This window comes from Campylobacter sp. FOBRC14, from assembly GCF_000287855.1.
In the GTDB taxonomy this organism is placed as follows: domain Bacteria; phylum Campylobacterota; class Campylobacteria; order Campylobacterales; family Campylobacteraceae; genus Campylobacter_A; species Campylobacter_A curvus.
On sequence record NZ_ALJJ01000017.1, the window covers coordinates 98801 to 122044 of the forward strand.

The 23244-nt window shown below is 41.9% G+C and carries 38 protein-coding genes and 2 tRNA genes; 20 read left to right on the top strand and 20 right to left on the bottom strand.

The annotated features are described in order from the left end of the window. Positions 1 to 38: 38 nt before the first annotated feature. Positions 39 to 563: a shikimate kinase gene (locus HMPREF1139_RS08755; RefSeq protein WP_009651060.1), complete on the bottom strand. Its 525-nt coding sequence runs from the start codon at positions 561 to 563 to the stop codon at positions 39 to 41. Further along, positions 544 to 1929, bottom strand: coding sequence for a ribosome biogenesis GTPase Der (gene der / locus HMPREF1139_RS08760; RefSeq protein WP_009650986.1), 1386 nt, complete (start codon positions 1927 to 1929; stop codon positions 544 to 546). The genes HMPREF1139_RS08755 and der overlap by 20 nt, the downstream gene beginning before the upstream one ends. A gap of 104 nt (positions 1930 to 2033) precedes the next feature. Between der and HMPREF1139_RS08765 the strand changes: the two genes are divergently transcribed. The 10 genes from HMPREF1139_RS08765 to HMPREF1139_RS08810 all read left to right on the top strand — a co-directional run bounded on the left by HMPREF1139_RS08765 (position 2034) and on the right by HMPREF1139_RS08810 (position 7891). After that, the gene (locus HMPREF1139_RS08765) at positions 2034 to 2927 is read left to right on the top strand and encodes a DMT family transporter (protein WP_009650970.1); all 894 of its coding nucleotides are present in this window, start codon (positions 2034 to 2036) and stop codon (positions 2925 to 2927) included. After that, complete coding sequence (kdsA, locus tag HMPREF1139_RS08770; RefSeq protein WP_009651054.1) at positions 2924 to 3730, top strand: 3-deoxy-8-phosphooctulonate synthase; 807 nt, start codon at positions 2924 to 2926, stop codon at positions 3728 to 3730. The genes HMPREF1139_RS08765 and kdsA overlap by 4 nt, the downstream gene beginning before the upstream one ends. Then, positions 3720 to 4046 (top strand): DMT family transporter, encoded by a 327-nt coding sequence (locus HMPREF1139_RS08775; RefSeq protein ID WP_009650989.1) that lies wholly within the window; start codon positions 3720 to 3722, stop codon positions 4044 to 4046. Before kdsA ends, HMPREF1139_RS08775 begins: the two co-directional genes overlap by 11 nt. Next, positions 4043 to 4369 carry a DMT family transporter gene (locus HMPREF1139_RS08780; protein ID WP_009651089.1) on the top strand — a complete coding sequence of 109 codons (327 nt, stop codon included), beginning with the start codon at positions 4043 to 4045 and terminating at the stop codon, positions 4367 to 4369. Before HMPREF1139_RS08775 ends, HMPREF1139_RS08780 begins: the two co-directional genes overlap by 4 nt. 132 nt (positions 4370 to 4501) lie before the next feature. After that, the gene (ribH, locus tag HMPREF1139_RS08785) at positions 4502 to 4972 is read left to right on the top strand and encodes a 6,7-dimethyl-8-ribityllumazine synthase (protein ID WP_009651061.1); all 471 of its coding nucleotides are present in this window, start codon (positions 4502 to 4504) and stop codon (positions 4970 to 4972) included. A 1-nt stretch (position 4973) separates the two neighbouring features. Then, positions 4974 to 5369, top strand: a complete 396-nt coding sequence (gene nusB, locus HMPREF1139_RS08790; protein ID WP_009650981.1) for a transcription antitermination factor NusB — start codon at positions 4974 to 4976, stop codon at positions 5367 to 5369. Then, entirely contained in the window at positions 5366 to 6046 is a 681-nt protein-coding gene (gene pyrF, locus HMPREF1139_RS08795; RefSeq protein WP_009651079.1) for an orotidine-5'-phosphate decarboxylase, read from the top strand. Before nusB ends, pyrF begins: the two co-directional genes overlap by 4 nt. 8 nt (positions 6047 to 6054) lie before the next feature. Next, positions 6055 to 6297, top strand: a complete 243-nt coding sequence (locus HMPREF1139_RS08800) for a helix-hairpin-helix domain-containing protein (protein ID WP_009650999.1) — start codon at positions 6055 to 6057, stop codon at positions 6295 to 6297. A gap of 103 nt (positions 6298 to 6400) precedes the next feature. Further along, positions 6401 to 6491: transfer RNA gene (locus tag HMPREF1139_RS08805), tRNA-Ser, on the top strand. 209 nt (positions 6492 to 6700) lie between these two features. After that, positions 6701 to 7891 carry a tyrosine-type recombinase/integrase gene (locus HMPREF1139_RS08810; protein ID WP_009651100.1) on the top strand — a complete coding sequence of 397 codons (1191 nt, stop codon included), beginning with the start codon at positions 6701 to 6703 and terminating at the stop codon, positions 7889 to 7891. On the opposite strand, the gene HMPREF1139_RS08815 is transcribed toward HMPREF1139_RS08810, so the two are convergent. The 13 genes from HMPREF1139_RS08815 to HMPREF1139_RS11575 form a co-directional block, all read right to left on the bottom strand. Continuing rightward, positions 7865 to 8050 (bottom strand): hypothetical protein, encoded by a 186-nt coding sequence (locus HMPREF1139_RS08815; protein ID WP_009651051.1) that lies wholly within the window; start codon positions 8048 to 8050, stop codon positions 7865 to 7867. The two genes, HMPREF1139_RS08810 and HMPREF1139_RS08815, sit on opposite strands and share 27 nt — an antisense overlap. A gap of 182 nt (positions 8051 to 8232) precedes the next feature. Further along, positions 8233 to 8502, bottom strand: coding sequence for a hypothetical protein (locus tag HMPREF1139_RS08820; RefSeq protein ID WP_034966432.1), 270 nt, complete (start codon positions 8500 to 8502; stop codon positions 8233 to 8235). After that, entirely contained in the window at positions 8495 to 8899 is a 405-nt protein-coding gene (locus HMPREF1139_RS08825) for a YopX family protein (protein WP_009651030.1), read from the bottom strand. Before HMPREF1139_RS08825 ends, HMPREF1139_RS08820 begins: the two co-directional genes overlap by 8 nt. 1 nt (position 8900) lies before the next feature. Continuing rightward, a complete protein-coding gene (locus tag HMPREF1139_RS08830; RefSeq protein ID WP_009651073.1) occupies positions 8901 to 9095 on the bottom strand; it encodes a hypothetical protein in 195 nt (64 codons plus the stop codon). Then, a complete protein-coding gene (locus HMPREF1139_RS08835; RefSeq protein ID WP_009650990.1) occupies positions 9092 to 9661 on the bottom strand; it encodes a hypothetical protein in 570 nt (189 codons plus the stop codon). Before HMPREF1139_RS08835 ends, HMPREF1139_RS08830 begins: the two co-directional genes overlap by 4 nt. 9 nt (positions 9662 to 9670) lie before the next feature. Next, a complete protein-coding gene (gene ssb, locus HMPREF1139_RS08840; protein WP_009651046.1) occupies positions 9671 to 10156 on the bottom strand; it encodes a single-stranded DNA-binding protein in 486 nt (161 codons plus the stop codon). Positions 10157 to 10338: 182 nt separating this feature from the next. Then, positions 10339 to 11277 (bottom strand): phage recombination protein Bet, encoded by a 939-nt coding sequence (gene bet / locus HMPREF1139_RS08850; RefSeq protein WP_009650998.1) that lies wholly within the window; start codon positions 11275 to 11277, stop codon positions 10339 to 10341. 17 nt (positions 11278 to 11294) lie between these two features. Next, positions 11295 to 12161 carry a PD-(D/E)XK nuclease-like domain-containing protein gene (locus HMPREF1139_RS08855; protein ID WP_009651059.1) on the bottom strand — a complete coding sequence of 289 codons (867 nt, stop codon included), beginning with the start codon at positions 12159 to 12161 and terminating at the stop codon, positions 11295 to 11297. After that, positions 12154 to 13095, bottom strand: coding sequence for a DUF1351 domain-containing protein (locus HMPREF1139_RS08860; protein ID WP_009651048.1), 942 nt, complete (start codon positions 13093 to 13095; stop codon positions 12154 to 12156). The genes HMPREF1139_RS08855 and HMPREF1139_RS08860 overlap by 8 nt, the downstream gene beginning before the upstream one ends. Next, positions 13092 to 13592, bottom strand: coding sequence for a sigma factor-like helix-turn-helix DNA-binding protein (locus HMPREF1139_RS08865; RefSeq protein WP_009651044.1), 501 nt, complete (start codon positions 13590 to 13592; stop codon positions 13092 to 13094). The genes HMPREF1139_RS08860 and HMPREF1139_RS08865 overlap by 4 nt, the downstream gene beginning before the upstream one ends. A gap of 88 nt (positions 13593 to 13680) precedes the next feature. Then, entirely contained in the window at positions 13681 to 14049 is a 369-nt protein-coding gene (locus tag HMPREF1139_RS08870) for a hypothetical protein (RefSeq protein ID WP_009650988.1), read from the bottom strand. Positions 14050 to 14139: 90 nt separating this feature from the next. Continuing rightward, entirely contained in the window at positions 14140 to 14394 is a 255-nt protein-coding gene (locus tag HMPREF1139_RS08875; protein ID WP_009651022.1) for a hypothetical protein, read from the bottom strand. Between the two features lie 36 nt (positions 14395 to 14430). Further along, a tRNA-Gly gene (locus tag HMPREF1139_RS11575) sits at positions 14431 to 14503 on the bottom strand. 534 nt (positions 14504 to 15037) lie between these two features. Between HMPREF1139_RS11575 and HMPREF1139_RS08880 the strand changes: the two genes are divergently transcribed. Then, positions 15038 to 15559 carry a hypothetical protein gene (locus HMPREF1139_RS08880; protein WP_009651081.1) on the top strand — a complete coding sequence of 174 codons (522 nt, stop codon included), beginning with the start codon at positions 15038 to 15040 and terminating at the stop codon, positions 15557 to 15559. On the opposite strand, the gene HMPREF1139_RS08885 is transcribed toward HMPREF1139_RS08880, so the two are convergent. The 5 genes from HMPREF1139_RS08885 to HMPREF1139_RS08905 all read right to left on the bottom strand — a co-directional run bounded on the left by HMPREF1139_RS08885 (position 15556) and on the right by HMPREF1139_RS08905 (position 18649). Next, positions 15556 to 15975, bottom strand: a complete 420-nt coding sequence (locus tag HMPREF1139_RS08885) for a thermonuclease family protein (RefSeq protein WP_009651006.1) — start codon at positions 15973 to 15975, stop codon at positions 15556 to 15558. The genes HMPREF1139_RS08880 and HMPREF1139_RS08885 overlap by 4 nt on opposite strands. Before the next feature lie 26 nt (positions 15976 to 16001). Then, a complete protein-coding gene (locus HMPREF1139_RS08890; RefSeq protein ID WP_034966434.1) occupies positions 16002 to 16421 on the bottom strand; it encodes a hypothetical protein in 420 nt (139 codons plus the stop codon). Between the two features lie 5 nt (positions 16422 to 16426). After that, positions 16427 to 16750: an STAS-like domain-containing protein gene (locus HMPREF1139_RS08895; RefSeq protein WP_009650993.1), complete on the bottom strand. Its 324-nt coding sequence runs from the start codon at positions 16748 to 16750 to the stop codon at positions 16427 to 16429. After that, the gene (locus HMPREF1139_RS11580; RefSeq protein WP_156795033.1) at positions 16740 to 17387 is read right to left on the bottom strand and encodes a hypothetical protein; all 648 of its coding nucleotides are present in this window, start codon (positions 17385 to 17387) and stop codon (positions 16740 to 16742) included. Before HMPREF1139_RS11580 ends, HMPREF1139_RS08895 begins: the two co-directional genes overlap by 11 nt. Before the next feature lie 563 nt (positions 17388 to 17950). Beyond that, positions 17951 to 18649: a S24 family peptidase gene (locus HMPREF1139_RS08905; protein ID WP_009651001.1), complete on the bottom strand. Its 699-nt coding sequence runs from the start codon at positions 18647 to 18649 to the stop codon at positions 17951 to 17953. A 436-nt stretch (positions 18650 to 19085) separates the two neighbouring features. On the opposite strand from HMPREF1139_RS08905, the gene HMPREF1139_RS08915 reads away from it, so the two are divergent. From HMPREF1139_RS08915 to HMPREF1139_RS08950, 9 genes are all read left to right on the top strand, one after another. After that, positions 19086 to 19331 carry a hypothetical protein gene (locus HMPREF1139_RS08915; protein ID WP_009651097.1) on the top strand — a complete coding sequence of 82 codons (246 nt, stop codon included), beginning with the start codon at positions 19086 to 19088 and terminating at the stop codon, positions 19329 to 19331. 258 nt (positions 19332 to 19589) lie between these two features. Further along, positions 19590 to 19802: a hypothetical protein gene (locus tag HMPREF1139_RS08920; RefSeq protein ID WP_034966439.1), complete on the top strand. Its 213-nt coding sequence runs from the start codon at positions 19590 to 19592 to the stop codon at positions 19800 to 19802. Continuing rightward, a complete protein-coding gene (locus HMPREF1139_RS08925; protein ID WP_009651099.1) occupies positions 19799 to 20068 on the top strand; it encodes a MarR family transcriptional regulator in 270 nt (89 codons plus the stop codon). Before HMPREF1139_RS08920 ends, HMPREF1139_RS08925 begins: the two co-directional genes overlap by 4 nt. 96 nt (positions 20069 to 20164) lie before the next feature. After that, positions 20165 to 21013: a DNA-binding protein gene (locus HMPREF1139_RS08930; protein ID WP_009651041.1), complete on the top strand. Its 849-nt coding sequence runs from the start codon at positions 20165 to 20167 to the stop codon at positions 21011 to 21013. After that, on the top strand, positions 21003 to 21356 hold the full coding sequence (locus tag HMPREF1139_RS08935; RefSeq protein ID WP_009650974.1) for a hypothetical protein: 354 nt from the start codon (positions 21003 to 21005) through the stop codon (positions 21354 to 21356). The genes HMPREF1139_RS08930 and HMPREF1139_RS08935 overlap by 11 nt, the downstream gene beginning before the upstream one ends. Continuing rightward, on the top strand, positions 21335 to 21697 hold the full coding sequence (locus tag HMPREF1139_RS11905; RefSeq protein ID WP_232209620.1) for a hypothetical protein: 363 nt from the start codon (positions 21335 to 21337) through the stop codon (positions 21695 to 21697). The genes HMPREF1139_RS08935 and HMPREF1139_RS11905 overlap by 22 nt, the downstream gene beginning before the upstream one ends. Before the next feature lie 3 nt (positions 21698 to 21700). Beyond that, positions 21701 to 22216, top strand: a complete 516-nt coding sequence (locus HMPREF1139_RS11910; RefSeq protein ID WP_009650982.1) for a DnaB-like helicase C-terminal domain-containing protein — start codon at positions 21701 to 21703, stop codon at positions 22214 to 22216. Then, positions 22213 to 22425, top strand: a complete 213-nt coding sequence (locus tag HMPREF1139_RS08945) for a hypothetical protein (protein ID WP_009649960.1) — start codon at positions 22213 to 22215, stop codon at positions 22423 to 22425. Before HMPREF1139_RS11910 ends, HMPREF1139_RS08945 begins: the two co-directional genes overlap by 4 nt. Next, positions 22422 to 22811, top strand: a complete 390-nt coding sequence (locus HMPREF1139_RS08950) for a VRR-NUC domain-containing protein (RefSeq protein ID WP_009650003.1) — start codon at positions 22422 to 22424, stop codon at positions 22809 to 22811. Before HMPREF1139_RS08945 ends, HMPREF1139_RS08950 begins: the two co-directional genes overlap by 4 nt. Positions 22812 to 23244 lie beyond the last annotated feature (433 nt).

A 23244-nucleotide genomic window follows, 5' to 3' on the forward strand; every position in this document is an offset into this window, starting at 1 on the left:
TGCGTCAAATTTAAACCGATTTTATCCTCGCGTTTGAGTCATCTTTTTTGTAAATTTTTGATTATCTCTTTTACGATCTGCTTTGGTGTTTTTTGCTCGACTTCGATGATGATATCGGCCTTTTTCTCGTAAATTTTCTCACGCGTCTTGTGAAGCTCTTTGGCTTTTGTTAGGTTACTTAAAAGCGGTCTTTTTGCCATTTTCTTTTCGCTGTTGGCGCTGTTTTTTAAGCGCTCGATGATAGCTTCAAAGCTAGCTTTTAGATAGATGACCGTGCCGATTTTGTTTAGTCCTTTGACATTCACAAAGCCCCCGCCCGTCGAGATGATGGTATTTTTGACGTTAGTAGTTAGAAATTTCGCCAGATTTTTTTCTAAATTCCTAAAATATTTCTCTCCGTGCTGCTCGAAAATTTCCTTTATTTTCATATTTTGCGAGCTTTCTATCAGGTCGTCACAGTCGAGGTTGACGGTCTTTAGGCTCTTACTTAGCGCCCTTGCTGTCGTGCCTTTGCCAACACCCATGAAGCCGATCAGGACGATGTTATTGTTCTTCGTTTTCATCGCTCTCTCCGCGTTTTTTAGGTGCTAGCACGATAGGAACGCCGCTTAGCTCGAAATTTTGCCTGAGTTTGTTGATGAGATATCGTTTGTAGCTAAAATGCAGGCATTTTGGGCGGTTCATGATAAGGGCGATCTTTGGCGGTGCGAAGCCAAACTGCGCAGCGTAGTAAATTTTCACGCTTTTGCCCTTTTCTCGGGGTATCGGATGGGCTTTTGTCGCCTCTTCGATCACTTCGTTGAGTTTTGAGGTTTGTATCTTTTGGGTGAAATTTTTATAGACCTCGAGTATGAGCGGGTAGAGCTTGTGGATGCGCTTTTTGCCAAGTGCGCTCACGCTGATGATAGGTGCGTAAGAGAGAAATTTAAAGCGATCTTTTATCTCTTTTACGAGCTCATCAAATTCTCTCTCGCTCTTGTCCCATTTATTCAGCACTATGATCATGCCAAGGTTAAATTTGCTCGCGACTCCTGCTATGCGCTCGTCAAGCTCAGTTAGAGGCTCCGAGCTGTCAAGCACCAAAAGCGCTATGTCTGAATTTTCTAAAATTTTTTCCGTGCGGTTTAGCGCGTATCGCTCGATACCTTCGATCTTGCCGCGTTTTCTGATGCCTGCCGTGTCGACAAACTCAAATATCCGCCCTTCGTGTTCGTAAATTTCATTTACAGGATCTATGGTCGTGCCCGCTATATCGCTCACGACCGCGCGAGCGTCTTTCACGAGGGCGTTTAAAAGGCTGCTTTTACCCACATTCACGCGCCCGACTATGCCTACACGGATATACCTGTCTTCAAAATTTTCGCTACTTTCAAGCTCGCCCTCGTCATTGAAATTTTCTAAAAAATCATCAAAATCCTCGCTCTCATCGGTCTTTATAACGTCATATTCAAGCTGCCCGGCTATCCACTGGCTAAGCTCATCGATGCCGGTGTTGTGGCTGACGGAAATTTCAAATATCTCTTTGACGCCAAAATTTATAAATTCCCACGCGCGCTGCTCGTCTTTTTTGCTATCTATCTTGTTTATGACTAAAGCGATTGGCAAATTTAGCTTGCAAAGCTCGTAAAATATCGCGCGATCCTCATCACTTGGTGCCATTTTGCCATCGACCATATAGATGATGATGTCCGAGTTTTTAGCCTCGGCTAGGGTTTTAAATTTCACATTTTTAAAAAGCTCGCTGCTTTCATCGAGTCCGCCGCTGTCGATCAGCAGACAGCTTTTGTCCTCTACCTCGATCCTGGCTTTGTTGGTATCTCTTGTAGTGCCGCTTATTTCGCTTGTGATGGCTATCCTTTGTCTAGCCAAGCGGTTAAAAAGCGAGCTTTTTCCAACGTTTGGCTTTCCGACCAATATTATTTTTTGCACGTTATTCCCTTTAGTTGGCGTATTATACAAAAAATGGCTTATTTTATTTATAAATTAGCCAGTTTGCACTAAAATATGGCTTTAAAATAAAAAAGGTTTTTATCTTGCTGCATAGGTTTTTGATGCGTCATCTTGGCGTTTATTATATGCTCATTGCGTGTTTTATGTTTGCTGTCACAGGGGCGTTTGCAAAGTATTTGAGCAAAGATATGCCATCGATCGAGGTCGTATTTTTTAGAAATTTGATCGGCCTTGTGATGATAGTCTATGCGCTTTATAAAAAGCCGGCAAAGCAAACAGGCGGCCATCCGTGGCTCTTGATGTTTCGCGGGTTTGTCGGGACGATGGCGCTTTTTGCGTTTTTTTATAATGTCGCTCACATCAGCCTTGGCGCGGCATTTACTTTTTCAAAAACGAGCCCGATCTTTACGGCGATCTTGGCCGCAATCGTTTTTAAGGAGCGGCTTGGCTCGCTTGGCTGGTTTGCGATCTTTCTAGGCTTTGGTGGCATTTTGTTTATCATACAGCCAAATTTAGGCATCTCAAAAACCGACATCATCGGCATCTGGAGCGGCCTGGGAGCGGCACTTGCCTACACGAGCGTGCGCGAGCTGAAAAAGAGCTACGATACCAATACTATCGTGCTTAGCTTTATGGGCTGGGGCACGATTTTACCGCTTATTTTCATGGGATTGGCAGAAAAATTTAGCTACGAACCGCTTGATTTTTTGCTATCGAAATTCGTCCTTCCAAACCTCTCAAATGTCTTACTCATCGTGTTAATGGGTATCACCGGTCTATATTTTCAGATAAACATGACTAAAGCTTATGCCGCCTCAAGAAAGGCCGGGACGGTCGCTGCAGTCAGCTACGCAGACGTCATTTTTACGATCATCATCGGCACGGCGATGGGCGATGCGCTACCAAATGCAGCAGCGTTTTTTGGTATAATGCTCGTTATTTTAAGCGGAATTTTAGTGGTAAGGGAGAAAAAATGATCTTAATAGCAGGTCCATGCGTCATCGAGAGCGAGAAGCTCGTATTTGACGTGGCAAAAAGGCTCGTTAAATTTAACGAAGATGCACGGATAGATTTTTATTTCAAATCAAGCTTTGATAAGGCAAACCGCACGAGTATCAGCTCATTTCGGGGTCCGGGGCTCGAAAAAGGCTGCGAAATTTTAGCCAAGGTAAAAAAGGAATTTGGCTTTAAAATTTTGACCGACATCCACGAGAGCTATCAGGCTGCGCCCGTAGGCGAGGTCGCTGACGTGCTGCAAATCCCAGCCTTTTTGTGCCGTCAGACCGACCTGCTCGTGGCGGCTGCGAGGACAAAGGCGATAGTAAATATCAAAAAAGGGCAGTTTTTAGCCGCCAGTGCGATGAAGCACTCGGTCAAAAAAGTGCTCGAAACCAGAGGCATTAGCGGTGATGGCTACGAGCTCGCGTGGCAAAACGGCGTGTGGCTGACCGAGCGAGGCAGCACCTTTGGCTACGGCAATCTCGTCGTCGATATGCGAAATTTGGTGCTTATGCGCGAATTTGCGCCGGTGATATTCGACGCGACGCACAGCGTTCAGATGCCCTCAGCCCTTGGCGAGAAGAGCGGTGGCGACGCGAAATTCGTGCCATATCTAGCGCGAGCTGCGGCGGCTGTGGGTGTGGATGGCTTTTTTTACGAGACGCACATCAATCCTTGCGAGGCGCTTTGCGACGGACCGAATATGCTAAATTTAGACGAGCTGAACGCAAATATAAATGAAATTTTCAGGATACAAGAGGCGCTAAATTTTGCGAAATAAGGGCTTTTTGTTCGTATTTTTGGGCGCGCTGGCGGAGTGTGGCTGGGCTTATGGCTTAAAGCACGCGGACTCAAATTTAGAGTATTTTTTGACCGGCGCGATGGTGTGCGTGAGCTTTTATATGTTTATTTTGGGCTTCAAGCGGCTTGATACGAGCGTGGCATACACGCTGTTTGTCGGGCTTGGGACGTTCTTTTTGGTCGTGGTCGAGGCTGCGAGCGAGCTATATCACGGCGGGAGCGTGAATTTATGGCGGCTATTTTTTATCGCGACCCTTGTCATCGGGGTTTTAGGCATAAAAGGGGCGAAGTCATGATGCACTTTTTGGCTTTGCTCGGGGCGAGTGCGTGCGAAGTGCTGGGTGTTTATGTGCTCTCAATGATCGAGAAATCGAGCAAATTTAGCCGTAAAGCCGCTCTCATGGCGTTTGATCTATGCGTGCTGGTGCTCTCGCTCGTGCTGCTTAGGTACGCGATGCAAGCACTCCCGATGTCCGTAGCATACGCGATCTGGACGGGTCTAGGGGCGATCGGAGCGGTCGTGGTGGGTATCGTCATAAACGGCGAAAAATTTAGCCTGAAAAAGGGCGTTTGCCTGTTTTTGATAATTTTTAGTGTTATAATGCTTAAAATTGTTTAGGTTTGAAATTTATTGCGCGGTGCAAAGCCTGGCTTTTAAATTTGTTAAATTTAGGGCTGGTGGCACAGGTTAAATTTGTTGTTTTGCTGTGCTTGAAAATTTGGCAATTTAGTAAAAATTTAAGGAGAATCCATGAAAATAATCGAAGGAAAATTAGCCCTTAGCGGCAAGGAAAAGGTCGCGATCATCAATGCGCGCTTCAACCACATCGTTACCGACCGTCTCGTCGAGGGTGCGCGAGATGCGTTTTTGCGCCACGGCGGAGACGAGGCGAATTTAAGCCTCATTTTAGTGCCTGGTGCATTCGAGATACCGATGGCTTTGGAAAAGGCGCTCGCCAGTAGTAAATTTGACGCCGTTTGCTGCGTGGGTGCGGTCATCAGAGGCTCGACGCCGCACTTTGACTACGTCTCGGCCGAGACCACGAAAGGCATCGCAAACGTGACGCTAAAATACGGCAAGCCGGTGAGCTTTGGGGTGCTAACGGTCGATAACATCGAGCAAGCCATCGAGCGAGCGGGCAGTAAGGCCGGAAACAAGGGCTTTGAGGCGATGACGGGCGTCATCGAGATGCTAAATTTATATAAAAATTTAGGAGCGTGAAATGGCGACGCGTCATCAGGTCAGGCAAGCCGTAGTTTCGCTACTTTATGCACATGAGATGGGTAGCGAGATGAACGAATTCAAGGATGAGTTTTTAGAGGAGAAAAAGATAAGAAACGAGCGTAAAATGCAGGCGCTCGAGACCTTTGACGCTATTTGCTTGAAAAAAGGCGAGCTTGATGAAATTTTAAAGCCGTATCTAAAGGAAAAGGATATCGAGAGGATCGGTATAGTCGAGCTTGCGATCTTACGTCTTGGTGTGTATGAGATGAAATTTACGGACACCGACAAAGCCGTCATCATCAACGAAGCCATCGAGCTTGCAAAAGAGCTTGGCGGCGACTCTGCGCCAAAATTTATAAATGGCGTGCTGGATGCGCTAAAAGGCGAGATGTGAAGCTTTGCGTGGCGCTTGATATGGTAAGCAAGGAGGCAAATCTAGCCATCGCGCGCGAGCTAGTCGGGCTTGACGTGTGGCTAAAAGTCGGACTTCGGGCGTATCTAAGAGACGGGGCGAAATTTATCGAAGAGTTAAAAGGCGTGGCGGATTTTAGGGTTTTTCTTGACCTTAAACTCTACGACATACCAAACACGATGGCGGACGCAGCCGAGGTCATCGCCAAGGTGGGTGCCGATATGATAAATCTGCACGCAAGTAGCGGCGCGCATGCGATGCGGACTGTGATGTCGCGGCTAAATGCGCTGCCGTCGCGCCCTTTAGTGCTGGCGGTCTCGGCTCTAACAAGCTTTGACGAGAGCGAATTTAGCGCGGTTTATAATGAAAATTTAGCCGCCGCCGTGCGTAAATTTAGCGTGATGAGCTATGAGGCGGGGCTTGACGGGATGGTCTGCTCGGTGTTTGAAAGCCGCTTGATAAAGAACGCGACGAGTACGGACTTTCTTACCTTGACGCCTGGCGTGCGCCCCTTTGGCGAGAGTGCAGACGATCAAAAGCGAGTGGCTGATTTGAGCGCGGCAAAGGAGCAGGGCAGCGACTTTATCGTGGTTGGACGCCCGATATATGAAAGCAACGAGCCTCGTGAAATTTGCGAGCGTATACTGGGGAAAATTTAGGAAATTTTATGAGCGATCTTAGACAAATCCCTTATGTCGGCAAGAAGACCGAGGATGACCTGCTCGCACTTGGCTACGCCGACATCGCCTCTTTAAAAGGGGCGGATGCGGACGGGCTGTACGAACGCACAAAGGCTCTCGGACGAGGCAGTGACAAGTGCATTTTATATATGTATCGCATGATATGCTACTACGCAAACACGCCAGATCCGGACGTTGGTAAGCTGAAATGGTGGCTTTATAAAGACTAGCAGTAGTTATCGGCGTTTGTTGGTCAAATTTGTCAAAAATAGCGGTTAAAATTTTAAGCCATATATCAGCAGCTTTTGTTTATAATGCGACTTCTTATTTTGCGGACAGATGGGTGAGTGGCCGAAACCACACCCCTGCTAAGGGTGCAGCTCTTAATCGGGGCTCGAGGGTTCAAATCCCTCTCTGTCCGCCAGTACTTATAAACAATTACAAACTTTTATCAACTTTTGCAAACATTGAGTCACGATTTTAACGTTATTTTAAAGCCTTTATACATAAAATTACAAACAATTATAAACAATGGCAAACTATTATTATCACAACTTTTTGGCTGACTCTTGGCTGATCGTCTTTAAAAAAGTAGCTAAAAATATAAAAATAGTCAGCCAACAAGGATTATAAATGCCTAAACTATCACGCCAACTAACGATCACGCAGTTTAAAAATCTAAAAGCCAAAGAGAAGCCATATTTTGTCAGCGACGGCGATAACCTGCTAATTAAGATAATGCCAAATGGCACAAAGTTTTTTATGTATGAGTTTAGAGAAAATGGCAAGCGTCACCGCCTAACTCTTGGCAAATATGATAAAATGAGCCTAAGCGATGCAAGAGATAAAAGAAGTGAGCTACGATCAAAACTAAGCCAAGGCGAAAGCCTAGTGCAAACAGTAGAAAAAACAAAATTTAGGGCAGTGTTTGAAGCGTGGTATAGGACAAAAACTAAGTTGAGCGAGAAACAGCAATTTTGGATAAAAAGGCGTTTTGAAACGTTATTTTTACCTAAATTTGGCGAGATGGACATAAAAGATATTAGCAGGAAAGATATTATAAACGCACTTGCACCACTTCTTGGCGATGACAAGCAAGAAACGACACGAAAAACACTAGGTACACTAAATAGTTTTTATAAATTTGCTCTTTTGCACGAATATGTAGAGCATAATATTATCTCGGATATTGATAAAAGTGCGTTAATGGGTAAGCAAGAAGTTAAACATTTCGCATATTTAAAAAATGGTGATGAAATAAGAGCCGTATTAATGGCGATAAGAGATTATTTTGGGGATTTGCGAGTGAAAGTGTGTGCGATTTTTCAACTATACACCGCAGTAAGAGGACAAAATGCTAGAAACGCTAAATGGTCGCAGATAGATTTTGAAAATTGCGTTTGGCATATCCCAGCAAGTGAGATGAAAATGGCAAAGCCTCACGATGTATTTTTATCTCAAAGTGTAATTACCTTGTTAAAAACATATCGTGAGCGCCTACCATTAAAAAGTGAGTTAATTTTTCCGTCCGTAAAATCAAATATACGCCCTATTAGTGATAATACTATCCGCTCAATGCTTAGAAGTCTAGGCTTTAATAATGAAATGGTAACTCCACACGGCTTTAGAGCCACGTTTAGCACGATAGCTAACGAAAACATAGATAAGCACGGCTGCAATAGTGACGTTATCGAGCTTTGCCTCGCTCATGTTGAGAGCAATAAGGTCAAAGAAGCATACAACCACGCCAAGAACCTAAAAGCAAGGGCTAGGCTTATGCAATGGTGGAGCGATTATTTAGATAGTTTGGGCGGTTTTGCCTGATTTATAGGCAGAAATAGAGTTTTGGGAATAATAAATTATCTTAGAGTTGATCTTACTTGCCGTGATCTTGCCTGCTAGCACTAATCGCCTTAAACTGATAGGCGATGTTAGTCCTAGTTCTTTTAAGGCTTCATCACGAGTAATAAATTTATCGCTCATTTTTTATCCTTTATATAATCTTTCAAATCTTGCAGTGCATGCCGTAAATAGCGGACGTCGCATTTAAAGAGCAAACCTTGTATTTGCTCGACTAATTTAGATTTTTCATTGCGAGCCTCGCAAAACGCCTCTAGGCTTGCATAACCTCAATCTTTTGTTTTGTTTGTTCTTGTGGTGTCATCTCATGCTCCTTTTATCCATGCGCCAATTTCTTTTGTAACAAAGAAAGATATTACAAGACTCGCTATAACAGCAATAATAGTAAGTGCTAAAAATAAATTTCTCTGCCACGCTTTATTCCAAACAAAAACTTTAAAAAACGTGTCATATTCTATATCACAAAAAGCTGTGATAAGCGGTATTACAACGATTCGATTTACGATGTTAAAAATAGCCTTGACAGCACCTAAAACAATAAAATATCCGATCACATATAAAAAATACTCAAGCATTTTTATCCTCCTCTAAAAGTTCTGGGTTTTCGTAGATGTTGCCGACGACTTCGCATGCTTCATTGAGTCTTACTCTTCCGCCTTGTTTGTTTCTTATATCCGGCGGCAGGTATTGTCCAATATAATTATTCCATTCATCTCTAAACCCGCCGTCTTTAAAAACTACTTGAAATAAATCCCTTTTCCTATCAAAAGGGTTTGCGCGAAATTCAAGAATATCTCCCTCGTAAATTTCCTTGCCGTTTCGGTCTTTCAAGCCTGTGTATTGCATGACTTCAAATGCTCTTTGTTCGGGAGTGCCGGGGAAAATTTCCCAAGCAGGTAAGTCAAAAACTTCACCCCAGCTAAGCATTTTTTTATTGAGCACATCCCACGCTCTAAATTTTATCTCTTTCATATCACTCCCATAAATTTCCAAGCGGCTCATCAAAATATACCGCCACCATTTCAAAGACTGCACTTACTGCTGTTTGAGTATCTAAGTCTTTATTCTCAACAAGCCTAAAAATCTCTTCCAAGTCAGCTTTTAAGCTCTTTTTTGTCTTAGGAGCTTTATACTCTCCCTCCTCAAAATATCTCTCGACTCTTGTCATCTCTCACCTTTCTTTAAAACATCATCGTTATTATCCAGCCATTCGATCGTTGGCTGACCGCTAAAATGCTTGCTAAAAATATACCAAGCATAAACCATCATCCCCGTTTCGTATTTGCCGTCGCTCCTGATCTCGTCGCTAAGCATAGGATAGCGGGTAAATACATAAACTCTCTCTAAAGCCTTGCGTGCGTAAATTTCATCGTGTCGCTCTTTGCCGTGCAAGTAATTAAGTGGCAGTAAAAAGGCGAATTTATCTGAAATTTCAAGAGCTTTGAGGATAAATTCCTTTGCAAGGCTAAAAGGCGGATTTGTGATCACGCAGTCAAATTTACTGTTCTCTTGTAGAAAATCCTTGCCACTTGTCAAAATGTCATAAAATTTGATGTCTTGATAGCCAAATTCTTTTAACACGGAGACTATCGCGCCATTACCACAAGCAGGTTCAAGTATGCTACCCTCAAATTTTTCTACCTCTAAAAGCCGTCTTGTCAGGTTGTAAGGCGTTTGATAGAAGTCGCTTTTTGATCGGCGCTTGTTCGTGTTGCCGCTGAAGTTCTTGCCCATTTCCGCCCCTTAAAACGGTATCGTTTCGTCGTTGTCGTATTTGTCGCCATCCACGTATATTTCTGGCGCGTCGTAGCTTTCAGGCGGTTTTTGCTGCTGCGCTTTCTTTGGCGCGCTTTGCTGTGGGCGCTGATTTGAATATCCGCCTTGCTGATAGCCTTGATTACTTTGCTTTGGCTCGCCTAGCATTTCCATTACTTCCACAACGACCGAGTGCTTACTTCTATTTTGTCCGTTGCTATCCTGCCATTGGTCGAATTTTAAGCGACCTTCTACTAGAAGCTTACTTCCCTTGTTGAGGTATTGGTTTGCTATTTCCGCGTGCTTGCCGAAAAATGTTATGTCGATAAAGCACGTCTCTTCGCGCTTTTCGCCGTTGAGTGTGTATTTGCGCGTTACGGCTATACCCGAGCTACCTATCGCCGCGCCGCTTTGGGTGTAGCGCAACTCAATATCTCGCGTCAAATGCCCGACTAAAACTATTTTGTTAAACATCTCTTAGCCTTTCGCTTGTTTGCCCTTATTCTTTGGCTCCTATCATAAGCGCCTTTTGTGCGTCTTGTTTTTGAGCGAGGTATGCGGGCTTTGCTCTTTTTTGTTTGTGGCGCGTCCTGAAAAGTATCTACACTATTTAACCCCGCAAATAATGCACCTAAAACTCCTAATGCTTTCATTTTTTAGCTCCTTAAATTTTCCATTAGCGCGTCAATGCTGTTTGGATCGTCCAGATACGCCCTCGCTTCATCAATGCTTAATCTCTCGACCAAATTCTCAGCTTCAGCCTCACTAGCGCCTCGTTTTACTAGCTCGCTTTGTAGTAGGTCGTGAGGCATTGGCTCAACTGTCAAATTTTCTTTTACAGTTGCGATTTCTACTTCAAGGGGCGCAGCCTCGATGTATTCGGTTTTTTCAGTTTGTGAATTTTTTGCACCAACTGAGATGTTTGGTTTTTCTGAACTACTCAAAAGCTCGTTTAGGTTTTGTGTCGCTTTTGTTTCAATTTTAGGCGCTATTTTTGTCTTTTTAGGCTCATCATCGCCGACTTCGTCGACCGAATAAAGTCCTGAGATGTCAAAGGCTTTTCGCAATGCTTGGCTTTCGGCTACTTTTTTTAACATAGTTTTAGGCTTGTCGCGCCAAAATTTGGTTATGCTTCCGTCTTTTGTTCTTTGCACATATTCGCTATACTCCACTTCGGCGCAAAAAGGGCGATCGTTGTCCGTGCGATATACTCTTGCTGTTGCGACTAGCTCGTTCTTGGTTACCCATTCGCCGTCTTGCAATACTGCCGTTTGTTTTATGGCGCAGTCGCTATCGATGCCCGCAAATTTACCACTTCTATGCGCTAGGGTTAAAAAGCTGTCGCGCCCAGCCAAAGGCTCTATTTTTGTTATCCATCTGCCGTCGATATTTGCCGAGCGCTCGACAAAAAATATTTGTTTTAAGATAGGGTTTAAATTAAAGGTTTCAGCAACCTTCATGCAATAAATCATATCCATATCGGTAGCGTTTGGCGGGAAAAACTGCGCCTTTATAATTTTTTTCTCGTCTTGGCTTAGCCAGTTGCTTTTTGCTATCTGCTCTGCTTGCGGTTTAGCTTGTTGTAGTTGGTTCATTTTTTATCCTTTCAAATTTAAGCTACATTTATGTAGTTTTCTTTGCGGTATTCGTAGCTGTGCGCCTTATATCTAGCAAGGTCGGATATTATCAAATTCATATCTTCTTCGCCTAATTCTTTTTCGGCGGCAATGTAGTCCATATACCGAGCTAAAAGCTCTTGGTATTTGCTGCGCCCCTTTTCTAGCAACTCCTCACTCACTCTTACCATAAACGGGATATGCGGCGCAGATTTAGGGATACAAAGCCAACCCATAAGCTCTAAGTTCGTTTTGTAGCCGCATAAATTTAAGACATCGTTGTAGTAAGCTAACGACAAATCGTAGTTATACGGCTCGATAATTTTTTCAAATTCTTCTTGACTATTGGCTTTCGTGCTTTTTAGGTCATAAAGCATTCCAAATTTGCGAATGTAAATATCAGGTCGCGCTTGCATAAGCAAATCCGCGTCTTTGTGGTAGTGGAAAAAGCTCACTTCTTTGTCGGCGTATTTTAGAAATGGCACGATTTCATTAACGATCTTGGAGATTTCTAAATAATGCTCTATCATCCCTTTAGCCACTATAATTTTATCGGGGTTGGCTTCTCGCAACGCCTCAGCCTTTTTAGTATCAAGCCCTAGCGTCGGGCTTTCGATGTATGTTTTATCGATATTTTCGGGCGTCAAAATGCAGTCGTGGCAAAGCGTGCCCTCGTCAAAGCACGGTTTCCACGTATCAAACAGATGCCTAAATTTAAAGACTCGCACGCTTTTTCTGATTAGCTCGAAACGGGTAGAGCTTAGCCCACCCGCCTCGTGGTACTCTTTGTTTGATAACCCCTTTATCATCGTGTTTAGGGGGTGCTTAACCCCCTTAAACCCGCCCAAATCTATTTCAAGCATTTAACACCTCGATTTTACTTAGGTTGGCTATGCCCGCCGCGGCTAGCATCTCTTTGATTTTGTCTGTTAGCTTGTCGTGCGGAGCGTTTGCTGGAGCTTTGACCTCAAACTCGGCACGGATAGTGTAGATAGCTTTGCCGTTTTCAGCTTCGCGTGGTTTTTGCAAAATTTCACGTTGTGCATCATAAAAAGCTTGTGGGTTAGGGTTTGCTTGCTCGGCTTTTGCGCGCTCGATCGCCTCTTGTTTTTCTCTTTCGACTCTTGCTAGTAGTTCAGCCTCTCTTTGTGCGGCTTTTGCTTCTAGCTCCGCCTTTTCTCTAGCTGCTCGCTCCTCTGCTTCACGTCTTGCTTGCGCTGCTATTTCGGCATCTCTAGCCGCTTTTTCTTGCTCTACGATCTTGGCCTGCAAAATTTCATTTTCAAGAGCTTGTATTTTTGCCTCTATTGCTTCTTTCGTAGCTTTTGCTAGAGTGCCCGCAGGCGTTACGGCGCTTAGCTTGATTAGATCGGACGTATTTATCCTCTCAAAATTTAGCCCCTTTTCATCGCACACGCTTTTTACGTATGCGCTTATCTTTTGTGAAATTTCATCAAGCCTCTTGCTTTCAAATTCCGCTACGCCGTCAGCTATCTTTTGGCGTCCGTCCGTGATTATTGCCTCTATCTCTTTCTTTTCGGTTTTTAGCTGATTAATAGGGACTGAAAGCTTATCGATATAGAATTTATACTTTTCGCCGATCTCTGTTTTTACCTTATTGAAATTTGCCATTACCTTTTTGGCTTCCGGTATATTATCTTCGGTAACTTCGATCGAATACTTTTCGACTTGACTGACTACTTCAGCTTTGATGTCATCAAAATTTGTCTTTAGGACTTGATTGTCCGCCGTGCTTGCCTCATAGCTTATAATAAGCTCCATTGCTTCGTTACTCATTGTTTTATCCTTGAAATTTTATATTTTTGTACATACCAGGCTACTACTGCTTCAACTTCTTGAGGTTGATAGAAGCGAAGCCCTAAAAGCGATATATAAGAGGGCGCATAATCAGAGCATAAAATCCTTTTTTGAAAAATACTTCGAGATTTTATGCCTAGCTTTTTCTTGAAGTCATATTCAAGAACTAGCTCATTTAAATTTAACTCGTTAGGCACGCACTCTAACCCTAAAATCGCAAGTATTTGTCTTTTTAGTCTCGGGTGAGCTAGGTTTTTATACGCGCTATATTCTAATTGCCTTGCTCTTTCTGCCGAGCATCCTAAAATATCGCCAATAGCTCTAAGCGTAAGGTGTGGTAGTCGTTTATCATTTAAAGGCAATCCCCACCTTAGCGAAAAAGCTATACGTTCCTTTTCTTTTAGTTGATTTAAAATTTCATTCAATTTACTTTCATCTCTAGATAAAAGCTCTAAAAGATAAAAAAGTTCCCTCATCGTCTTACCTTTGAAATTTTAAAATTTGACTTGTTGCCATAAACTCTAAATCCTCTCGCCATCCAAAGGGCGCAAAAGCTGATCCAGCTCATATCGCGACCTTTAAAATTTGATTTAGCAACTCTACGTTAGCTTGCACTTCTTTTTGGCTCGTTTGTAGCTTTGCTCTCGTGCGTTTTAGATCGTCTTGTAGCTCTTTCCAGCTGCGAGATAGCTTTTTGTTGCTATTAGCCGCTACGAAGTCCTCTATCTCTTGCCAAACATCTGCAGCGTCGTCATCCTCGTAAGCATGTCTGATCTCATCGAGCTGTCCGTAGATTTCGTCATCGTCTAAATTTAGATCGATATTGTTTAAGTCTTTTCGTATCCACTCTTTAAGCTTTGCCGTCTCGTCATACTCAAACGGCACAAGCTTGATCTCGCCTGCGTCGTCCCTGATGTCCTCGAATGCTATCATTTCAGATCCTTTGAAGTTGTAGGAATTTGATGTTTTGTATTAAATGGCCGCTTGATTTTTTGGGTTTGAACAAGCGTAATAAAAATCGTATCATTGCTTGTTCCTTTTTTCTGCAGCTTCTTTTATCTTTTCGTAGTTAAATCCGAAGTGGATAAAACCCATTAAAAGAAAGAAGCTCAAAATAGCTAGCAAATAAGGCACTAAAGTCAGTGCTATCTTTAATGTCAAAGGAAGCTTTTTATTGCCTAGACTGCCACCCTTTGGCGTAATAGCCCTTGCAATAACCCAAATGATAGCCATTGCGTAGATGTTGGCTAGAATGCCGTGTATTAAAAAATTTAACATTACCTTTCCTTTGTGTTTTTAATGAGTTTGATTGGTTGGAGAAGCCGGGTGGATTTGCACCACCATCTACCACGATGGAATGTGGTTGTATTTCTTAGACTACAGCTTCATAAATTTGGTCTTTCTCGTTTTTTCTACCCCTGTGAGAAACTATCCTAAGTCAGGGCTGGCGATGGGTATAACATTATGTCCGCTATACTCGGGTTACCGCGTAGCTTCAGCTAAACTCTAGCTAGGAGTGGGGCTCCTGCCTGATGTCTGTCAGGGCTTTAAGACTTTTTTGTTTTGATGAGAGAAGTATAGTATAACTATCCTTAAATTTATATAAAATAGAATAGTATAACTATACTTTTTAAAATATATTTTTGTGGTATAATTTTTGTTAAATTTTTAGGGGAGGTTTCTATGAAAAGGACATTGTTTGTAATCTTAGCAGTTTGCCTATTGGGTTCTATGGGAAGCTTTGCTTACGGCAAAAGTGTAGGCGGGTATCATAAAAGAAACGGGACTTATGTTAGATCCTACCACAGAACGAGTAGAGACCATACACAAACTAATAACTACTCATCAAAAGGCAACTATAATCCATACACCGGCAAGAAAGGCACTAAAAGGCCTAAGTGGTAAAATTTAGGATTTAAATATGAAAAATATCGCTTTTATATGCCTTGTTGGTCTCTTGCTTTCAGGGTGTGCGTTTAATCCAAACAATAGGGACGTGGCATTCATCGATAACAAGGCTTATTATATCCCGGTAGAGACAAAGCAGCTTATAGTAACGGACGATATAATACAACATCTTAATAGTGTCGGGGTAAGTTGCGAGGTTGGGGATCTGATGTGGGTGTCTAAGTATGATGTTGATGAGTTGATACAATCGGAAAATGACGACCTGCTAAGAAAATATTTTTATGATAATTTAGCTGGGTGCTCTCGCCCTATGACGCAACAAGAGATGGAGTATTATATTCAAGCGATAGAGCGCAGCAATCAAGTCGGGTATGGCGTATTAGATGCTATGCAAAGTTGGGCCAACGGATTTAACCAAAGCGCAGCCCAACAAAACGATTATGCTAATCAGCTAAGAGAGATGAATTATAATTCGGCTCGCAGGATGGAGCAAAATCAGCAGGGATATTATTTTCAGCCACGACCACTATATTAAAACTTACTACCTTTCCTCCACTCCCACGGCGGGATAGGCTTTTTATCCTGCCAAAGCCCTAAATTTTGACTGCGGGCTTTGAGCTCTTGACCTGCATAAATCTTTGAATACTTGACATACGCCCAAGCATAGCCATTTAGCACCATTTGTTCGTTTATGTCTTGTCCGTCAAGATAGACTATACCGAGCACGCGTTTATATCGGTCTTTACCCTTTTCTTGAATTTCAACGGATCTGCCGGCAATCAAATTTGAAAGAAATTGTTTTGATTTTTGTCCGTATGGCTGTTTCTTTTCGGGCGCGTCAATGCCAAAAAGCCTTACTTTGATTTGCTGCTTGTTTTGAAGTATCGTGATCGTGTCGCCGTCGTGGATAGAGACGACTTTACCGGAGAAAGCGAGTACAGGATAACACACAATACATATGATTAGGCGTTTTATGTTCAAAAAGTATCTCGGGAATTATTTTTCTTAAAATTCTTAAATAGGCACTTTATGTATTCCCACAAAGGAATATCTGCCGTATATATATCCTCTACTAGCATCTTGTATTCGCCAACTACTGCTTCTTCGGATATACTTTTTTCGTAGTAATCACTAATAATCAAAGCAAGCCTATTCACGTTTATGCAATTTAGTCGTATAATGGTTAAATACCCAAGCGCCTCAATATTTGACGTAAGTTCCATAATATTGCCGTCATAGTCTTTTTTCAAAATTTTTGAAAAGCAATCTTTTAGAACTGACAAACACTCTTTTCTTTCACTATCAACTTTTTGAAATCTATCTTTAGTTAATAAATATACAAAGTTAATAAAGGTAAAAATTATAGCTATTAAAGAGAGCCAAGCTGGGGTGCTCATAATTTTTACTGCTTTGTTAGCGGCCTAGAAAAAGCCCTAAATTTTTCTTCTAGCTTAGGATTGTCCGCACTAAAAAGCCTAACTCTCCTAAAAAACTCCTCTTCTCCCAACCGCTCGTATAGCGGCGAGAAAGCTTCGGATAGGAAAGACGGGTTAAAAGACGTTTTTATGCGACTGCCGTCTATCTCTATAACGTCATATTCGTTTAGTAGGGCTTCTAAAACGTCCTCTCTAAATTCTTGCCCCGACTTGTCCCCGAGCTCTCTATACCTAGGGCCGGGGGCGTCCGTGAATTTTTCGGCAAAATTATATATGATTTTATCTTTCATCGCATTCTCCCGTGCTTAAATCTCTTACGGACCACCTGATAAACGTTCCTTGTATCTTAGATTTTAGCCGTATTATACTATCATTTTTTGTTAAATATAAGAACCCGTCGGTAGCGACTTCTAAAGAAGCGTCCTTGCTCGGGTCTTGTCGGACGGTATCTATAAAATTTTTAAACGCTATCATCCCAAAGCCTCTATTTTTGTTTTTGTCTTTGTATTTCGATAAATTCGACTTACATAAGGTTCTTAGCGTATTTTCTTTCCCGATACGCCTTGATATGCGGTAAAATTTTTGAACGAATGCGCTCCTTCCTATCTCTAGCGACTTAAATATCCCAATCCCCGTATCGTAAAAAATAAATTCGACCTCTTTCCTCTTTTTGTTATATGCCCCCATAAACCATATCTTTTTATCTCCGTCAAAATCAACGAACGCATGTTCGCTAGAGTTTGCCATCGCCTCAAATATCGCATCAAACAGCTCGTCTTTATTTTTCTCTAAAATTTCGTCTTTGCCAGTGAAAAAATCTATGATAGGGTAGTGAAATTCATTGTCTATATGTTCGCCGTTCCGATAATCTATTTTTAGATATTTGCGCCCCTCTTCGACGGTTTCTTTTTTGGGGTTTATGCACAATGCATTCCAATACCCTATGGCGGCCAATCTTTCATCTATTGATTTTATAGGGGAAACTTTATTATTTTTTATAAGTTTTTCCCCATTAAAAATAGCATTTATCCCCACCGTCATCAGAAGTATGGACGCATTATCTATTGTATTCATTCTTCTGTGATCTATCGACAATCTATGGCTGTGCTTTTTGCCCTGGTAGTCTTTGAGCTTATCTAGTGTAGAATTTAGTATTTTAATATCTTTTGGAAAAACTATTTTTTCGGGCATATCAATTTTGTATAGCACCTTGTCTTTATGGCAAACGTCATGCGGAGGGTTAAATGGATGCTCGCGCCCATTTTTTATATTTTTACGCTTGAATAGCTTTTTGATTTTTCTTTTTGCGTTTGGGGTGTTTTTCCTCGACGACGCCCTGCTAAATTTTACAAAAACTCTCATATTTGTTTTTATTCGCTCCGTATCTTCCCTAAAACCTCTTTGAATTTAAGTGGCTACCGACTAGGCGACTATTTGATGCCCTGATTGTCAAACACTAGTCCTTTGTAAATTTCGTAGTGGAAGTTTGCTTAAATTCTCTTTGAGTTTATGCTATACGATCCTACTACGCGGCCTATTATAGTTATTGGCAATTCTTCGGACATACTGATGGGCTCGTAATCTTTATTGTCGCTAATAAGCTGTAACGATGGGCGCTTTTTTATCCTTTTTACGAGCAGTTCTCCATCATAGCGGCAAACATAAATAGCCCCCTCTATCGCTTCTATTTGATCGACACAAAAGACTACCAAATCCGTTTCTTTTATCGTTGGCTCCATCGAGTTGCCAAAACAAGGGATTATGCCTAATCTGGCACGAGGGCTTACGTTAAACATCAATCTTAAATCTTGCGGATTAAAAGGTAGTAAATCATAATCGCCCATATCGTCATTTTCTGCACCAAATCCAGCAGACACTACGCCATCTTTAAAAAATGGAACATAGACGGTATCGCTATTATTTTCTCCGTCCTCCACCTCTTTATCTGGTGGGACGATCTGAAATAAGTCTTGTAAGATTAAGTCATTTGTTGGAATGCCTAACAGCTCACACATTGCTTGTGCTTTTTCTATCTCCGGTTTATTCTTGTCGTCTTTAAACCAAAATTTTATGCCGCTTTCTGATATTTCATGGCCTGCCTCTGTGAGCATCTCTGCTAATTTTGCATAAGATATTTTCTTTTCTTTTAGAACTTTTTTTAATAATGGTTTATTAAGTTTGTATTCCATGCTATCCTCCAAAAGTAAAATGTATAGTAATTATATCCTTTTTTTAAAATAATTTAATATAGTAATACTATACCATTAATAACTCTTTAAGAATAGTATAGCTATACTTTCGTTATGACAACTAAAAAATTTACACAAATATTAAGAAAACATTACAACAAAGAGGTTTCCGTCAAAGGGATAAAGTATGGCTATTTTAGCCCCAAGAGAGAAAAAATAACAGCTATGTTTGTCGAGGATGGCATAAAACCGACTTTTTGGGAGGAAGTAAAAAACGGCTGGTATAGAACTCAAAGGCTAAAAGAAAAATCTCAAAAGGCTAAAAAATGATCGAAATTTTGCAAACTAGCGTAACGCTTTTCGTCGGCGGGTTTATCCTAGCAGGCATTTTTATGATGGCAGTTAATGCTTGTAAATTTATTTTAAAGGGTTGGAAATGAAAAAGGCAAAGCTGGCAGTTAAATTTGCTGTATTTAGGGCCAAAGCCCAGAGGCGCATAAGCGAGCTTGAAATCGAGCTTTTAAAAGCAAAGAATAATTTAGCGGTGTCTACCCAGCGAATAAAATATCTAAGCGACCAAATACGTGATCACGATGACAAGCTCGATAAGCTGTTGCAAATTTTAATAAAAGCCAAGATTTGCGCTGTAGAGCCTAAATCTGATCCCAAATGCCACGGTTAGCCTTGAAAACTTCATTTAGGTTTTTTATACGCTCATCGGTTAGCCCCAGCTTGCTTAAATCTATCTTTTTGTTTGGGAGAATAGATAAAAGCTTTAAATCGTTGGCAAGTTTTAGCTCATTGGCTATTTGTGTGAATATGTTTGTGAGATTATAAATTTGTGTGTTATCTATTGTAATGGCTCCTTTGTGGTGTATTTGTAAGGACTTCTATTATACCCAAAGGAGCTTTTAGAGTGAATGAAATTTTAGGAAAGACAATGACAAATTTCAAACCTGAAGCCAAACAGATCATCTCGCTCATAGGCTCGTCCATGAAAGAGCTAAAAGACTGCTTCGAGACTATCGAGGAGTGCTCGGACGATGAGGAGCTGATAGAAGTGATGCCTGATGTGAAAAATGATATTTCAAATGTCATATCCACGCTAGAAAAGGTGCTTAGTGGCGGATATGAGATAGAGGAGCAAGAATGATAGCGGACACTAGTATAAATGGCTACAAAGCCAGCATGGAAAAACATGAAGCGCAAAGAGTGATCATACTCAGGGAGCTTGAAAAACATCCCGAGGGTATGACTAGACGTATGCTCTCACGTGCGACGAACATAGAGACATCTACGATCTCGGCGCGCGTGAATGAGCTCATCAAAGCACAAGTGCTTGACGAGCCGTTTCGCGACAAATGCCCGATCACAAACATCGAGGTCAAGTGGCTGCAGATAAGGGGAAGCGATGTCTAGCCCGGAAAGAGACAAAGAACGAGCACTGTTAAAGAAAATAGACAAATTTAACAAAAGCAAAAAGAAAGTTAAAAAAGGCAAGAAAGAGGCAAAGAGATGAATAACGGATACGCGATATGCTTTAATGAGTGGTTTTTAGATGCTAGGATAAAAAACGAGCTTAGATTATTGCTCGCTATTTCAAATTTGTGCGCCCAAGAGGGATATTGCTACGCTAGTAACGATCATTTCGTGCAGCTTTTCAAAGAGGACAAGATAACTCCGCAGACCGTATCTGAAAAGATAAGCAAGCTCGCAAAGCTAGGATACATAAAAATCGACTATAAAAAGCGTGGAGCAGAGATTTTAAGGCGTGAGATACGATTAAGCAAATGCTTAAACGACGATTACCGAAAAGACGAACCGACGATTAAGCAAATGCCGAAAGAGAATATTACAAACAAAGAGGATGAAAATTCTCTCGCGCATACGCGTGAGGAAAATTCAAATCAACAAGGCTACGAGATCATAAAAAATAAACCTGATAGCGTAGATGAAAATTTAACTGACGAACAAAGACGAAATTTAACGAATCAGCTACTAAGTGAAAAAAATTCAAACGACGAAAACTATGTCAGCTTTACCAGCCCTAGACACTATACGAGCGAGAAAGATTGGTTTAAAGCCCTAAAGCTTGGCAAAGACATCTACGACTATACGATACCAAATTTACTTTACTTGCACCTAGTGCCGTATCTGGAACATAAAAGAGGACGGCCGCTAAAAGACCTCGAGATAAAAAGACTTGGCACACAGCTAAAGGACTACGTAGGCATAAGCCAGCTAGAGATAGTGCGTAGATGTATCAAAGGAAATTTTGGCGACATAAAGCCTTTTGGGACCGACATGCTACGAAAAGACAACCCGTATATGGCTTGGGAGTTAGGAGACAATTATGAAATTTAACAAAACGATCAGCCTCGAGCGCTGCTTGATTTCCAGCGCTCTTATAAACGGCGACGATCATTTGGCCTATGAGGTGGCGAACGGACTGGACGAGAGTCTTTTTAGCGGGCGCAGGATAGGCATCGTAAAGCTCATGAATGCCAAAAGAGCCGTGAATATGCCATACGCCGCGATAACGCAAGTGCTAAAAGCGCAGGCGCAAGAGGATAGGATGCTATACGAAGAGATATGCGACATTTTTATAGCCGGGGCGCTTTGGGACGATGAAGCATTCAGACACGTAAAAAGAGAACTCATCTCCGAGATCAAAATGCAAAACGCATGCAAGAGGTTGGCGGTATGAGAGACATAAACCCTGAAAATTTCAATAGCGTAGATGAATTCATAATTTACCTCGAAGATAAAAGAGCCACGATCGACGAGACGCTAAGAGACTTAAAAAGCACAAGAGCGGATGAAAAATTTGAGACTATGGGCGAATTCGTAAAGCGCGTGGAAGCTAGCGACGAACTGGTATATTTTCCTACCGGGCTTGATTGGCTGGACGGCGAGCTTTATTACAGAGGCTTAGCGCAAGGCAGCTTCATAAACATAGCAGGAGCTAGCTACGCAGGCAAGACCACTTTTACGATCGAGCTTTTAAAGGGGCTTGCGAAGTCTCACAAGGTAGCCTTTTTCAGTTAGGAAATGTATGAAAAGGTCTTGATAAGAAAGTTTAAATTTGCTCCGCTTGAGATACTGAAAAACATGACCATCATCCAAGATAACCCGAATATCGACGTAGTGTGCGAGCGCATAAGAAAGCTCAGCCAAGCGGGCGTGATGGTCTTTGCCATAGATAGCCGCATGAAGCTAAGAGTATCGAATTCAAAGCTAAGCGAATATGAGAAAAATAACGAAATTTCAAGCAAGCTAAGCGAACTCACACGAACGCTTGGCATAGTAATAATCTTGATAAATCAAATAAGCGAAGCCGATCTTAAGGCCGGACGTCAAGCCCTAAAAGGCTCGGGCGATCAAGTCTATGACAGTGACATGATAATTTACTTAAGCGCTACGCTAAACGACAGGCAAGAGGTCGTAAAAAGGGAGCTCGTGATGGCAAAAGACAGGATAGGCGAGAGGACGTTTAAGATAAACATACCTGATTTTTACAAGAAAAACGATTATGGTGCAATCTCGGCCGTGGAGTTTAGAGAATGACCCCAAAACTAGCAAAATTTATACTACTGGAAGCCGATAATTTTGGGTATGAATTCACGCTCAAAATTTTCACGGACGAGCGCAATCAAGTGGGCGATACGCAAATCATCAAAGAAAACGAATTCAGCAAGATACCTCAAATTTTAGCCAAGGCGAACGAGCAGATCAAAAAAGCTCATAGCGAGGCTAGACAAGGCAGGTTGCTATGATCCCCCGCTACGAAAACACATTGGCGTATATGAAAGCTACCGGCAAGATACCATACGAGGAAGCCGAGCAAATGGCGGTCGTATCTTGGCTCAAAGTCAAAAAAATACCGCATATCCATGTAGCAAACGAACGTATGGCAAGCGTGCAATACAAAAAGAAGCTCAAGGCTCTTGGCACTTATGCAGGATTTCCTGATCTGATGGTATTTTTACCAAGCAAGACGCTTTTTATTGAGATGAAGCGGGCCAAAAAATCACTCAGCAAGGTTAGCGCCGAGCAAGAGGAGTGGATAGAAATCCTCAATATGTTCGACTACGCCAAAGCCAAAGTGTGTTACGGTTCTGGTGAGGCGATAGATTTTATCAAAGAGCAAGGGGTGAGGTGATGAACGCGCATGCCCTTTTCTATGATGTGCTAGATGAACTATGTCCGGGATGGGAAAATAGGCGAGACGATTATTATTTGGCTGAAATAGCATTTTTGATATGTTTTTTTGGGAGTAGTTATTGTAGAAACACAATTTCTCAAAATTTAAGACAAAACCGAGTAGAAAAGTATCGCCAAGAGCTTATCAAAATTTATCAAACCCCGATCGAAAAATTAAGAAAAATTCTACAGGAGCGAATGACCGAGAGCAGGAAAAGAGCTTGCGAAAAGAGGTATTTGCATGAAGAAAAGAGGACACTATAGGCCCTCTTTATTCCCAAAGGGATCTAGGCAAATTAAAAAATAAATTTCAAATCCTAAAAGGGTAAATTTAAAAATTGCCTACTATAAAAACAAGTTACAAATCCCAAAGGGATAAATTTAGCAAGCTT

Coding starts and splice junctions, on each gene's coding strand:
- HMPREF1139_RS08935 (WP_009650974.1), top strand. CDS start 21,003: ATGAAATTTAACAAAACGATCAGCCTCGAGCGCTGCTTGATTTCCAGC.
- HMPREF1139_RS11905 (WP_232209620.1), top strand. CDS start 21,335: ATGCAAGAGGTTGGCGGTATGAGAGACATAAACCCTGAAAATTTCAAT.
- HMPREF1139_RS08945 (WP_009649960.1), top strand. CDS start 22,213: ATGACCCCAAAACTAGCAAAATTTATACTACTGGAAGCCGATAATTTT.
- HMPREF1139_RS08890 (WP_034966434.1), bottom strand. CDS start 16,421: ATGAGCACCCCAGCTTGGCTCTCTTTAATAGCTATAATTTTTACCTTT.
- HMPREF1139_RS08865 (WP_009651044.1), bottom strand. CDS start 13,592: ATGAGGGAACTTTTTTATCTTTTAGAGCTTTTATCTAGAGATGAAAGT.
- HMPREF1139_RS08755 (WP_009651060.1), bottom strand. CDS start 563: ATGAAAACGAAGAACAATAACATCGTCCTGATCGGCTTCATGGGTGTT.
- HMPREF1139_RS08920 (WP_034966439.1), top strand. CDS start 19,590: ATGACAAATTTCAAACCTGAAGCCAAACAGATCATCTCGCTCATAGGC.
- HMPREF1139_RS08780 (WP_009651089.1), top strand. CDS start 4,043: ATGATGCACTTTTTGGCTTTGCTCGGGGCGAGTGCGTGCGAAGTGCTG.
- nusB (WP_009650981.1), top strand. CDS start 4,974: ATGGCGACGCGTCATCAGGTCAGGCAAGCCGTAGTTTCGCTACTTTAT.
- bet (WP_009650998.1), bottom strand. CDS start 11,277: ATGAACCAACTACAACAAGCTAAACCGCAAGCAGAGCAGATAGCAAAA.
- HMPREF1139_RS08825 (WP_009651030.1), bottom strand. CDS start 8,899: ATGAAAGAGATAAAATTTAGAGCGTGGGATGTGCTCAATAAAAAAATG.
- HMPREF1139_RS08815 (WP_009651051.1), bottom strand. CDS start 8,050: ATGAGCGATAAATTTATTACTCGTGATGAAGCCTTAAAAGAACTAGGA.
- kdsA (WP_009651054.1), top strand. CDS start 2,924: ATGATCTTAATAGCAGGTCCATGCGTCATCGAGAGCGAGAAGCTCGTA.
- HMPREF1139_RS08880 (WP_009651081.1), top strand. CDS start 15,038: ATGAAAAATATCGCTTTTATATGCCTTGTTGGTCTCTTGCTTTCAGGG.
- HMPREF1139_RS11910 (WP_009650982.1), top strand. CDS start 21,701: ATGTATGAAAAGGTCTTGATAAGAAAGTTTAAATTTGCTCCGCTTGAG.
- HMPREF1139_RS08860 (WP_009651048.1), bottom strand. CDS start 13,095: ATGAGTAACGAAGCAATGGAGCTTATTATAAGCTATGAGGCAAGCACG.
- HMPREF1139_RS08810 (WP_009651100.1), top strand. CDS start 6,701: ATGCCTAAACTATCACGCCAACTAACGATCACGCAGTTTAAAAATCTA.
- HMPREF1139_RS08950 (WP_009650003.1), top strand. CDS start 22,422: ATGATCCCCCGCTACGAAAACACATTGGCGTATATGAAAGCTACCGGC.
- ssb (WP_009651046.1), bottom strand. CDS start 10,156: ATGTTTAACAAAATAGTTTTAGTCGGGCATTTGACGCGAGATATTGAG.
- HMPREF1139_RS08820 (WP_034966432.1), bottom strand. CDS start 8,502: ATGCTTGAGTATTTTTTATATGTGATCGGATATTTTATTGTTTTAGGT.
- HMPREF1139_RS08895 (WP_009650993.1), bottom strand. CDS start 16,750: ATGAAAGATAAAATCATATATAATTTTGCCGAAAAATTCACGGACGCC.
- HMPREF1139_RS08905 (WP_009651001.1), bottom strand. CDS start 18,649: ATGGAATACAAACTTAATAAACCATTATTAAAAAAAGTTCTAAAAGAA.
- HMPREF1139_RS08800 (WP_009650999.1), top strand. CDS start 6,055: ATGAGCGATCTTAGACAAATCCCTTATGTCGGCAAGAAGACCGAGGAT.
- HMPREF1139_RS08925 (WP_009651099.1), top strand. CDS start 19,799: ATGATAGCGGACACTAGTATAAATGGCTACAAAGCCAGCATGGAAAAA.
- HMPREF1139_RS08870 (WP_009650988.1), bottom strand. CDS start 14,049: ATGATAGCATTCGAGGACATCAGGGACGACGCAGGCGAGATCAAGCTT.
- HMPREF1139_RS08830 (WP_009651073.1), bottom strand. CDS start 9,095: ATGACAAGAGTCGAGAGATATTTTGAGGAGGGAGAGTATAAAGCTCCT.
- HMPREF1139_RS08875 (WP_009651022.1), bottom strand. CDS start 14,394: ATGTTAAATTTTTTAATACACGGCATTCTAGCCAACATCTACGCAATG.
- ribH (WP_009651061.1), top strand. CDS start 4,502: ATGAAAATAATCGAAGGAAAATTAGCCCTTAGCGGCAAGGAAAAGGTC.
- HMPREF1139_RS08915 (WP_009651097.1), top strand. CDS start 19,086: ATGAAAAAGGCAAAGCTGGCAGTTAAATTTGCTGTATTTAGGGCCAAA.
- HMPREF1139_RS08855 (WP_009651059.1), bottom strand. CDS start 12,161: ATGCTTGAAATAGATTTGGGCGGGTTTAAGGGGGTTAAGCACCCCCTA.
- HMPREF1139_RS08835 (WP_009650990.1), bottom strand. CDS start 9,661: ATGGGCAAGAACTTCAGCGGCAACACGAACAAGCGCCGATCAAAAAGC.
- HMPREF1139_RS08930 (WP_009651041.1), top strand. CDS start 20,165: ATGAATAACGGATACGCGATATGCTTTAATGAGTGGTTTTTAGATGCT.